Origin of the sequence: uncultured Fibrobacter sp., from assembly GCF_947305105.1 — a bacterium.
GTDB lineage: Bacteria > Fibrobacterota > Fibrobacteria > Fibrobacterales > Fibrobacteraceae > Fibrobacter.
This window is the reverse complement of the sequence record NZ_CAMZCS010000035.1, coordinates 16320-27670: the sequence shown is the minus strand read 5'-3', so window position 1 is coordinate 27670 and position 11351 is coordinate 16320. Positions and strand designations below refer to the sequence as shown.

Annotated in this window: 9 protein-coding genes; 5 read left to right on the top strand and 4 right to left on the bottom strand. The window is 49.6% G+C overall.

Features of this window, described 5'->3' with window-relative positions:
* Positions 1-151 precede the first annotated feature (151 nt).
* A complete protein-coding gene (locus Q0Y46_RS12690; protein WP_295684929.1) occupies positions 152-829 on the bottom strand; it encodes an NlpC/P60 family protein in 678 nt (225 codons plus the stop codon).
* 34 nt (positions 830-863) lie between these two features.
* Positions 864-1265 (bottom strand): hypothetical protein, encoded by a 402-nt coding sequence (locus tag Q0Y46_RS12685; protein WP_297947830.1) that lies wholly within the window; start codon positions 1263-1265, stop codon positions 864-866.
* Between the two features lie 62 nt (positions 1266-1327).
* Between Q0Y46_RS12685 and Q0Y46_RS12680 the strand changes: the two genes are divergently transcribed.
* Positions 1328-1807, top strand: coding sequence for a low molecular weight protein-tyrosine-phosphatase (locus Q0Y46_RS12680; protein WP_297947828.1), 480 nt, complete (start codon positions 1328-1330; stop codon positions 1805-1807).
* A 3-nt stretch (positions 1808-1810) separates the two neighbouring features.
* Here the strand turns inward: Q0Y46_RS12680 and Q0Y46_RS12675 are convergent, their stop codons facing one another.
* Complete coding sequence (locus Q0Y46_RS12675) at positions 1811-2263, bottom strand: hypothetical protein (protein ID WP_297947826.1); 453 nt, start codon at positions 2261-2263, stop codon at positions 1811-1813.
* 176 nt (positions 2264-2439) lie between these two features.
* On the bottom strand, positions 2440-3411 hold the full coding sequence (gene bioB, locus Q0Y46_RS12670; RefSeq protein WP_297947823.1) for a biotin synthase BioB: 972 nt from the start codon (positions 3409-3411) through the stop codon (positions 2440-2442).
* Positions 3412-3607: 196 nt separating this feature from the next.
* On the opposite strand from bioB, the gene Q0Y46_RS12665 reads away from it, so the two are divergent.
* From Q0Y46_RS12665 to Q0Y46_RS12650, 4 genes are all read left to right on the top strand, one after another.
* A complete protein-coding gene (locus Q0Y46_RS12665) occupies positions 3608-6271 on the top strand; it encodes a glycoside hydrolase family 9 protein (RefSeq protein WP_297947821.1) in 2664 nt (887 codons plus the stop codon).
* A gap of 11 nt (positions 6272-6282) precedes the next feature.
* Positions 6283-8574: a fibrobacter succinogenes major paralogous domain-containing protein gene (locus tag Q0Y46_RS12660; protein ID WP_295684941.1), complete on the top strand. Its 2292-nt coding sequence runs from the start codon at positions 6283-6285 to the stop codon at positions 8572-8574.
* Positions 8575-8579: 5 nt separating this feature from the next.
* Positions 8580-10850, top strand: a complete 2271-nt coding sequence (locus Q0Y46_RS12655; protein ID WP_295684944.1) for a fibrobacter succinogenes major paralogous domain-containing protein — start codon at positions 8580-8582, stop codon at positions 10848-10850.
* Between the two features lie 70 nt (positions 10851-10920).
* Complete coding sequence (locus Q0Y46_RS12650; RefSeq protein ID WP_295684946.1) at positions 10921-11283, top strand: FISUMP domain-containing protein; 363 nt, start codon at positions 10921-10923, stop codon at positions 11281-11283.
* Positions 11284-11351: the final 68 nt, after the last annotated feature.

The following is an 11351-nucleotide window of genomic DNA, read 5'->3' as shown; positions in this document are numbered from 1 at the left end:
TATCACGGCTTCGCCGTCTGTTATTGACGCACGAAGTGCGTGATTCTTTTCACTATTCACTATTCACTATTCACTATTCACTATTCACTATTCTCTATTCTCCAGTCTCTCGAAGCCTCATAGCTCATAGCTCGAGCCCCGAGCCTCGAGCCTACCTAAACCTTCGTCCGCCTTGGTACTTGTGGCTCCAGTACTTGTCGCTCATCGGAGAAATGATGACGCCTTTGCTGGTACTGGCATGGATGAACCGGTCCCCTTTCAAGTATATTCCTACGTGGTCAATTTTCCAGAAACTGCCGAAAAATACGAGGTCCCCTTCGCGCAAACTTCCGCGGCTGACTTTCGAACCTCGGCTGTCTTTGTACATCGCAGAGGAACTGTGGTCAAGCGCTATGTTGTAGTAACCTTTGTACACTTGCATCACGAATCCAGAACAGTCCGTCTTTTTCTTGGTGGCTGATCCGTAAACGTACTTGGCTCCCATCCATCCGCGGGCGTAATTTTCAAGGCTGCCACGGGGTTCTGGTTTTTGCGCCGATCTTGCAGCTTCTTTCCGCGTCGCCGCTTGTCGCACCCTGCTCGCAGAATTTTCATGCTTGCTGGAATCTGCGCTTGCTACGTTCTGTCCTTGTGCGTTTTCTGCTGTGGTTCCATTGGCAGGGGTCGCTTGCTCTTGAGGCTCTGACGCTGCGGTTTCGGCTGTGGGGATGGGCTTGTATCCACCAATTTTCCTGTCGTAACCCGTACGCACGGGCACACTACAGCCGACTTGCCACAGGCATAAGCCTGCGAGAACAAGGCAACTGAGCGATTTGGAAAAAGGAACCATTAAGCGGAAATGTAATTAAAGTAAGGGTCAGGTTTTATTCCGCATTCTGGGATGTCATCAATTGGCATTCCGCCATAATTTGATCGTAGAACTCGTCGCGGTTCAAGTCGGTGAGGATCTCGTCCCTATCTTCGTCGTGGAAGGAATTCACATGGGTCTCGTGCCTGACTGTGGTCTCGTCGGTCCAGATGTAGACTTCGATGTATCCCCAGCTCTCGTTCATAAGGTATTTCCAAGTATTGTCCGTCTTGACAAAATTGCAGCCCGGCTCTACGCCGGTCTTGTTCTTGTTCCCGTCGTTGTTCCCGCCGTTGTTTCCGTCATTGCCTGGGTTGACGACTTCGAAGGAGGGTTCGCTGTTATTGGAACTATCGTTGTCACAGGCGATCAGGGTCAAAAGCGCGGCAAGGGGCAGAAGCCAAAACATATTTTTCATAGGGGACTCCTTTTTCTTTAAATTTAATAAAACGTCAGGCTTGTTTGGCTATATTTGCCCCCATGGAAAAAGTGAAAATCCTGTTTGTGTGTCATGGTAACATCTGCCGCAGCCCCATGGCGGAATTCGTCATGAAGCAGAAACTCGCGAGTGCCGGAATTGAAGGCTTTGAGGTCGCTAGTGCGGCAACGAGTACAGAGGAAATCGGGAACCCCGTGTACCCGCCGGCAAGGCGCATGCTGAATTCGCACGGTATCGACTGTAGCGGCAAACATGCCCGCCAAATGACTGCACAGGATTACGAATATTATGACTACATCGTGCTCATGGACAGGAACAACTTGCGGAACCTGCGCTGGATACTGCCTCGCGATATTTACGAAAAAGAATCAACCCAGCCCGGTAAGGTATCGTTGCTCATGGATTGGGCCGGAAAATCGCGCGACGTTGCCGACCCCTGGTATACTGGAGATTTCCAAGCGACCTGGGACGACGTGAACGAAGGCTGCGATGCGATGATAGATAAACTAGCAAGTCGCTGATTTTTAATCCTGATAGATAACGAAGTTGTTAAATATATCGCCTGCGGTCATGGTGATAATTGCCTTTCTCGGGAAAACTTCTTTGCCACAGTCTTCGGATAGGCATGTCTCAGCACCATTCACTGTAACGACAACTTTGTTTGGCGAATCCTTCAGGACTTCGGCACTCCACCAGCCGCCACTGATGAGCCTGTTGTCAATAGCTCCTGTATCAATGGAGGTGGGAAGAATGCGATTGCCATCGGAACACTCTCCGTTGCATGCAGAAGCGAACCACCATGAACTGTAATTCTTGACAGAAATGGTGTCGGTGCCGCCCTTGTGTTCGAAGTGAACTTCTTTTTTACTTAGTTTCATTTCTTCCCATTTCCCATCAGCCTCAGTGCTGGAGAGGTCGAGTGAACAGGCCGTGAAGAACAGGGAGAGGGATAAGAGGCCGAGATGGATCTTTTTCATTTTTACAATCCTCCGATGAACTGTTAGGACGATCTTTTACATTATGCAATATATTTTGTTTGGGTGCAAAAACAAATACCGCTTAATCCCTTTTTTTAGGGAAAAGTGCGTTCTTTTGTTTGAAATTTAAAAAGGGCGTTTCATATAGGCCTTTTGCAGGCCTGTAGAACGTGTTGCTATATCAGAAATCCGTGCGGCTTGAATCCGAGTCCCTTTACGAGTTCGAAATCCTTGCAACTGTTGACGCCTGCGGTGGTGAGCATGTCGTCGGTAATGGCTGCGTTGGCGCCGCTCTTGAATGCGCGTTTACCGTCGTCGCCGAGTACGCCGCGGCCACCTGCGAGGCGGATGAACGCCTTCGGATTGATGAATCGGTAAATGGCCACGATGCGGCAGAACTCGTCGTTCGTGAGCTTCGGGAGGTTCTCGTACGGCGTGCCTGGGATGGCGTTCAGCACGTTCACCGGAGTGGACTTGACGCCGAGCTTACGCAGGTCGAGGCACATGTCGATGCGGTCTTCCATGGTCTCGCCGAGGCCCATGATGCCTCCGCTGCAAATCTCGAGCCCTGCGGCAAGGGCGTTCTGGAGAGCGCCAATCTTGTCGTCGTAGGTGTGCGTGGTGCATACGTCGGGGAAGTGCCTGCGGTAAGTTTCCAGGTTGTTGTGGAAGCGGGTGAGGCCGGCTTCTTTCAGTTTGTTGAACTGTTCCCTGTTCAAGAGCCCAGCCGAAAGGCACACGGAAAGCTTGGTTTCTTTTTTGAGCCTGCGGATGGCTTCACTAATCTGTTCTACGTCGCGGTTCGAAAGCGTACGGCCCGATGTGACGATAGAGTAACGCGGGATGCCTGCGGCTTCTTTCTTCTTCGCGTCTGCCACGATTTCGTCGGCGCTGAGCAATTTGTATTCGGGGGCGCCGGTATGGTAGTAACTGCTCTGGGCACAGTACTTGCAGTTTTCGGAGCAGCGCCCGCTGCGCGCGTTCACGATGGAGCAGAAGTCAAAATTGTTGCCGTGGAACTTTTCGCGGATTTCGTTGGCGGCATCGCAGAGTTTCTTGAGGTCGGCATCCAGCAAGCGGATTGCCTCTTCGCGGTTGATTTCGTAACCTGCTAGGACTTTTTCCTTGAGGTCTTGTACGAAGGACATATTGTGCTCCTTGAATAATTCTGGGCGCAAATATAGAAAATAGGGGGCCGATGTACTGAAAGGCGGCTAAAAATGGCGCTTTCGGAGGCATGGTGAGGTCATTCACACTTGGGAAAAATCCCTAAGGAAAACGTTTTGAAATAAGTGAAAAAAAGGTTATATTTATATTAAATTGCCAACTCTTCAGGGGGAATTTATGCGTTATCTTGTTTTAACAATACTATTGTGCGGGCTGGTCAGCACTATTTGTGCCGCTCCCGTAGACACCGTAGATTTGTTGGGCGGTGCAGGACGATTTAACGAAACGCCTACTGATGACGGTTGGAATTTTTATTCTAAGAAGGCTTCCTCTTATCAGGTTTCGTTGCGGCATTATTCCGATAGTGTGGGTTGGGCCATAGTTATTAAGTGTACTACTATGGACGAGCCGTCGAAAAATGCTAAGGCGAGATACAAGGTGATGGTTCCGCATGGCTCAAGGTTGATGCCACGCTTAAAAGCTACGACCGACAGAAGCCGTGGTCTTGTTTTTGGTTTTGAAAATTATGTTGGAGACGATCTCTTTTCTTGGAGTGCTGTGATAAAGGAATCGATGACTAATGTTTATGTAACCAAGCCGTTTGATTTTTGCTCCGCCAATCATAAAACCGAGGAGATGTATTTTTATATAAGTGGTGGACACTCTATTTGGGAGGTCGCGATCCCATGGGTTGTTGTGGATATGGTCCCGATAGAATGCCCGGGAGATTCTGCCTACGCCGATAGCGTAGCCAGGGCTTCTCAGGCAGAAATGCTTTACAGTTATTTGGGTTACACTCCAAATGCACCAAAGAGAATGGTGCTTAAAAAAGGGATTTCTGCGGATGTGTATTTCAAGAATACGTCGGGAGATTCGGTTTTTGGAGTGACTCCTGCGAAACCTGTGTACGATTCGCTTAGTGGAGATTCCCTTCAGATTATAGACTTCTCCGAACTGAAGACTCCGGGTAGATATACGGTATGGCAAGGTTCGTCGCTTTTGGAAAGGGGATCCCGTTCTGTGACAATAGGCGCAGCCCCCTTGGATACTCTTTTAATGACGTCGTTGGCATTCTTCTATGTCCAACGTGCTTCAAGTGAAATTATGGGTAATGGTGTGTTTAGGCAAGAAGCACATCTTGATAATCCGGTTGTTTTGCATGCGTCGCTTGGAGAAAGCGGTACGATTGCGGCCTCGGAAGGGTGGTACGATGGTGCTGACTATGGCAAATATGTTGTAAATGCGGGTATAACCGTTTATACCCTTCTTAGCCTGTATGAACACTATCCGGAGTATTTAAAGGAACTTGATTGGGGCTTGTTTTATTGGAGGAAAATTTATGATCGAGTAAAATTGGACTGGCCTCAAATTTTAAACGAAGTCTGGTATGAGTTGCGCTGGTTGCTTAGGATGCGGTCTAAAAGTGGAGGCGTGTACCACAAGGTGACATCGCTTGAAGACCCTGCATATAATGTTCTTCCGGAGCAAGATACCTTGCCGAGATTTGTTATAGGAAAGAGTGCCGCAGCGTCGTATGATTTTGCTGCAATAATGGCGACGGCATCCCGAGTTTATCGTGAATACGATGAAGCGTTTGCGGATACGTGCCTGAATGCGGCAAAGGTCGCGTTTGAATGGGCTGAAGAGCACCAAGACGCCTTGTTTAAGGATAATCCCTTTGGTGTTTCGACGAAACCGTATGCGGACAGCATTATTTCGGACGAACGCCAATTCGCGATGACGGAACTTGCCATAACAACGAAGGACAAAAAATATATTGTCGATGGGGCGTCGAGCGATATTCCCAATTGGCAAAATGTTTATGGGCTTGCCACTTACGGGAAGGCAACGCATGCGGAATTGTTTGGTAACATTGCCTCCGTGGCGAAGTCGTTCATAGTCAAAAAGGCGGATAGTCTTGTTGAACGAACTAAGTCGGGTATTGGCGTAACGCTTGCCGAGAGTGATTTTGTAAATGGAAGCAATGGGATTGCGGCCAATCAGGCGATTTGGCTGTTGCATGCTTACTATGTGACTGGAGAGGAAAAATATGTGGATGCGGCCTGGACCGTACTTTACTATTTCTTTGGTTGTAATCCGACACAGAAAATGTATATAACTTATAAAAATATAATCGTAGGGAATTCGGTAATGCCGTATCACCGAATTTCTTCGGAAGCTTCTGATTCTAGAGACGCTGTTCACGGGATGTTGCTCAATGGGCCCGAAAAGGTGGAAAATGCGGAGGAACTAGGTTTCAGTCCGTACGTAGCACGGTCCATTCGTGGTGGAAATCAGCGGACTGCAGAAGTCTCCATTGACAAGAATGCGGCGCTGGCATATCTGTTGGGTAGTATGGTTGCCTTGGAGAAAGGCCTAAAACCCGAATTTATGGAAGCGTCAATGAAATTGCCGCTGGTTGACATACAGGATTCTTCTGATGTGCAGGACTCTACGTCGGAAGAGCCTCCCAAACAGGATTCTTCTGATGTGCAGGACTCCACGTCGGAAGAGCTTCCCAAACAGGATTCTTCTGATGTGCAGGACTCCACGTCGGAAGAGCACCCCAAAAAGGATTCTTCTGATGTGCAGGACTCCACGTCGGAAGAGCACCCCAAAAAGGATTCTTCTGATGTGCAGGACTCCACGTCGGAAAAGCACCCCAAAAAGGATTCTTCTAATGTACAGGACTCCACGTCGGAAAAGCATCAGTTACTGTTGACGGAAAAAAGCATCCGCAAGGCGGACGATACTAGAAGAATCTGGTTTGACGGACATTCGCTCTATGTCAAGAAAGCGGGTCTGCGTTATGATCTCAAAGGCAATCGCATAGATTTTTAGTGAGGATGAATGTGAAAAAGAGTTTTTCGGTTACGGCGTTGTTCTGCTCCGCGTTGATTTTTAACGCTTGTGGAGGCGACTCATCATCTGAACCCCTGCGTGAGGAATCTTCGGTTCCGGAAGACGGCTCCAGCGTAGAATCGATATACGACTTGGGCAAATGCACCTCGGACAGGGAAGGCGATGTCATTTTCGTCGAAGATGACGAGGCGTATTACAAGTGCAAAGACAAAGATTGGAAGGAAACCGAGACTCCGAAATCATCCTCTTCAAAGAAAGGTTCCTCCGCTTCCAAAAACAGTTCGTCTTCTTCCAAGGACGGTTCTTCGTCGGGTTCAAAGGGCAGCTCTTCCGCTTCCAAGGACAAATCTTCCAATTCCAAGGATGGTTCCTCGGCGTCGAATAAGGATGGTTCCTCGGCATCAAAGGACGGTTCGTCTTCTTCTAAGGGGGATTCCTCTTCATCGAACGGATCTTCCTCTACCGAAAATAAGTCCAGCAGTTCTGCAAAGCCGATTTCGAGCAGTATTCCCGAATCAAGTTCCAGCGTGCATGGTGCTGGCGACGAGGTGAAAAATGTCGCCATCTCGAAGAAGACCTTTACCGGTGTTGCCGAGAAGGGCCCCTTTGTGAGTGGCTCAACAATCAAGTTGATGGAACTGGATGAAGTCCTTGACCCGACAGGGACCTCGTTTGAATGGGAAGTGACTACCGATTTGGGCGCGTTCACGTCGGTCAAGGTGACGCTGGAAAGCCAGTATGCCTTGATGCAGGCGAACGGCTACTATTACAACGAGAATGCCGCGGCAAAGACCTCGGGACAATTGACGATAAAGTCGCTTGTCGATTTGAAGGATAGGGACGCCGCCAACGTGAATATTCTGGGGCACCTCGCTCACAAGCGTGCTATCTACTTGTTTGCGCAGAGCGGGAAATACAAGAACGTTCCTGCGGCAAAGTCTGCGGCAGAACGTGAAGTGCTTGCGGCGTTCGGCTGGCCGACGAACAACCACGCTTTTGAAGACCTGTCCATTTATGGAACCTTCGAAGACGATGCAAAACTGCTTGCCGCGTCGATCCTTTTGCAGGGAAGCCTGACCGACGCCGATATCGCAAGCCGAGTGGCTACGATTTCTACGGATTTGGAAGAGGACGGCTTGTGGAACGGAGATTCCACTACGAAGGTCGCTATTGCGGACTGGGCGATGGATACCAAGAGGAATTATTCCGCGATTCGTGCAAAGCTTGGCTCCATGAACAAGACCGTGCCTTATTTTGAAAAGTACATCAATATGTATGCGTCCCAAATTTATGGGCTGGGCGTATGTACTGCAGACCTCGATGCCGAAATGAAAGGTGTGGCCAATATCTATAGTGTAAACGACAACAAGACATATATCTGCGATGCCGACCATTGGCGTTTGCCCTCGACTATGGAAGTCAAGGTGGGGACGGCCTGTACGGAAGGCAAGAAAGGTGCCATGGTCCTTTATCCGACCACCTCCTCATTGATCGAAGAGTACGTGTGCGATGGCGGTGAAGGCAACTGGCGCGTCGCTGATGTTTACGACTACGACAAGAGCGAATTCTTTAGCCAGGCGGCTTCGGTGCAGTACGGCTCGCTTAAAGATACTCGCGACGGAAAAACATACAAGACGGTTGTAATCGGGCTACAGACCTGGATGGCCGAGAACCTGAACTACTACGATGAATTGAATGAAAACCTTGTGGAGAATAGCTGGTGTTATAAGAACAAGAAGGAAAATTGCGAAGTGGGTGGAAGGCTCTATAGTTGGACTGCCGCGATGAATATTGACTCCAAGTACCTCAAGTCGTCGGCGGCGACCATCGTGGAATCTCCGCATCGCGGCATCTGTCCGGAAAAATGGCATGTCCCCGATACGACAGAATGGCGTCAACTCAAGACTTATGTCGCGAAGATGGAAGGGGTAACCTCCACTACGACGACGAACGACCGTACGGGTGTGTTGAAGGCACGTATGGGATGGAAGAGCTATTCCACTAGTACAGCGCCCACTTCGTCCGATAAGTACGGATTCTCTGCAATCCCGACGGGTGCCTATTACGGGAATCATGCGAACCCGAGTGCGGAGTACAGCCGACTCCTCTTTGACGACGTGGGCTACTTCGCCAACTTCTGGAGCTCCGTGGAATCGGCCACGGCTACGGGTGCAATCTACTGGTTCCTAGACTACCGTTACGGTTACCTGAGCTACTACACGGGAAGCTACAATCAAAAGGATAAGGGTTTCTCACTTCGTTGCGTAAAAGATAAGGAATAGTCCTTATGAAAAATTTCCGTTCCGTTATTCCTTTCATCGGGATGACTCTTATTCTTGGCGCCTGCGGGGACGAGTCCTCGTTCGAGCCCCAGGCCGATGACAAGGCGTTCCCTCAGGACGGTTCCACTGTGGAATCGATTTACGATTTGGGCAAGTGTACCTCGGATAGGGAAGGCGATGTCCTTTTCGTCAAAGAAGACGAGATCTATTACAAGTGCGAAGAAAAGAGCTGGCAGAAAACGGAAGAGCCCGAGTCGTCGGCGTCGAAGGATAAATCGTCCGGTTCCAAGGACGGTTCTAGTTCGTCGAAGAATAAATCGTCCGGTTCCAAAGACGGTTCTAGTTCGTCGAAGGATAAATCGTCCGGTTCCAAGGACGGCTCTAGTTCGTCGAAGGATAAATCGTCCGTTTCCAAAGATGGTTCTAGTTCGTCGAAGGATGGCTCTTCCGCTTCCAAGGACGGCTCGTCTTCTTCCAAGGGGGATTCCTCTTCGTCGAACGGGTCTTCCTCTGCCGAAAACAAGTCCAGCAGCTCCGTAAAGTCGAGTTCGAGCAGGATTCCCGAATCAAGTTCCAGTATCGTCGGTGCGAACGAGACTGTTGAAAACGTCGCCATATCCAAATTGACAATCAAGGGCGTGGCCGAAAAGGGCCCGTACGCGGGTGGTTCCGCAGTAAGGTTGATGGAACTCGATGAAGCCTTGGACCCGACAGGGACATCTTTTGAATGGGAGGTGTCGAGTGACCTGGGTGAATTCACGTCTACCAAGGTGACGCTGAAAAACCAGTACGCCCTGATGCAGGCGACCGGATACTACTACAACGAAAATGCGAAGGCAAAGACTTCCGGGCAAGCGACCATCAAGTCGCTTGTGGACTTGAGCGGAAGGACGACGGCCAATGTGAACCTGCTTGGGCATTTGGCGCACAAGCGTGCCATTTACCTGTATACCCAGAGCGGAAAGTACAAGAACGTCCCTGCGGCGAAGGCTGCGGCCGAACGCGAAGTACTTGCGGCGTTTGGCTGGCCTGCCAATAACCATGCGTTCGAGGATCTCTCGATTTTTGGCCGTTACGAGGACGACGGCAAGCTGCTTGCGGCGTCAATCCTGTTGCAGGAAAGCTTGTCGAATGCCGACATTGTGAGTCGCCTGACGACGCTGTCTACGGATTTTGAGGATGATGGCCTTTGGAGTGATACGGCCGCGAAGGTCGCCTTGGCGGACTGGGCCATGGATACAACAAGGAACTTCGATACAATCCGTACCACGCTTTCGGCGCTTGGCAAGAACGTGCCGAACTTTGAAAAGTACATCGCCATGTTTGTCGGCCAGATATACGGAATTGGCATGTGTACGAGTGAACATGACGCCGAAATCAAGAAGGTGACCAACGCGTACAGCAATGCCAACCTTGGCAAGAACTATGTGTGCGACAACGGCAAGTGGCGCTTGCCTAAAGCATACGAGGTTTCTTACGGTGCTTGTACGGAATCGACCAAGGGCACCTATATTGATTGTAATATGAACTATTCCTGCATCTGTGATGGCGGAAATGGTAACTGGCGTCAAGCCACCGTGTATGATTATTCCAAGGAATCGTACCTCAATCCCGATTACAAGTACGGGACCATGAAGGACACCCGTGACAACAGGACTTACAAGACGACTACGATCGGGACGCAGACCTGGATGGCCGAGAACCTGAATTATTACGATGAGGACAACCCGAACCTTGTGGCAAGGAGCTGGTGCTATAGCAACGTGCCAAAGAACTGCGAAGTGGGTGGACGCCTTTATACGTGGACGGCGGCAATGAATTTGGACGCGAAATACATGAAGACGCAGGCAGATTTCTTGATTGAATCGCCTCACCAGGGTATTTGCCCGGACGGTTGGCATGTGCCGGATTCTACGGAATGGGCGACTCTGAAAAATTATGTTGCCGAGTTGGAAGATGGCTATACGGCTTACCTGAAATCGGCAAGGGGATGGAGCAAGACTAAGATTAAAACGCCTTCTACCGATGCTTATGGATTCTCTGCGATTCCGACGGGAGCTTATCACGGTTTGCATGCCAATTCGTCGGGAGAATATAGCCGATATCTTTTCGACGACATGTCGCTGTTTGCCAATTTCTGGGCTGCAAACGAAGCAGTCTTGCAGACGGGCGCCCATTACTGGTATCTAGATTTCCGCTATAGTACATTGGGACTGTATAATTCTAAATATAATGAGAAAGATAGAGGCTTTTCGCTTCGTTGCATAAAGAATTAGCGTGGGTTGAGGATGAAAAAAGCAAGGGCGCTTGTTGTAATATCGTTGTGTATGCAGGCCTTCTCTGCTTGTGTATGCTTCTGCATATGAGCGCGCGAACCCGCGTGGTGTATGCCCGGAAGGCTGGCATGTGCTCACGAAGAAGAATTTTGAAGAACTCTTTAAATATGTCGGGGGTGCTGAAAAGGCCAATCAGGCCTTGCGTTCAACTACCGGATGGGAGTATGATGACGTAGATTATTGTGGCGATGACACGTACGGTTTCTCTCTGCTTCCTCGTGAACGCGCCGAACAGGATTCTCCTTTATGGACATCGTCTATGGCGAGCAGCCATCCAAGCGAGAATGCGGTGTTCGTTATCAGCACTATCTCCGATAGACTATCTTTTTCTTTTACACTTACAAGTTTGTCGAGTATCCTGTTCGCTGTCTGAAAGATGCCCCTAAGCCTGAAGACGATTAATGCGAGAGGATTTTTAACTCTATCTTGGATGCTGTATAA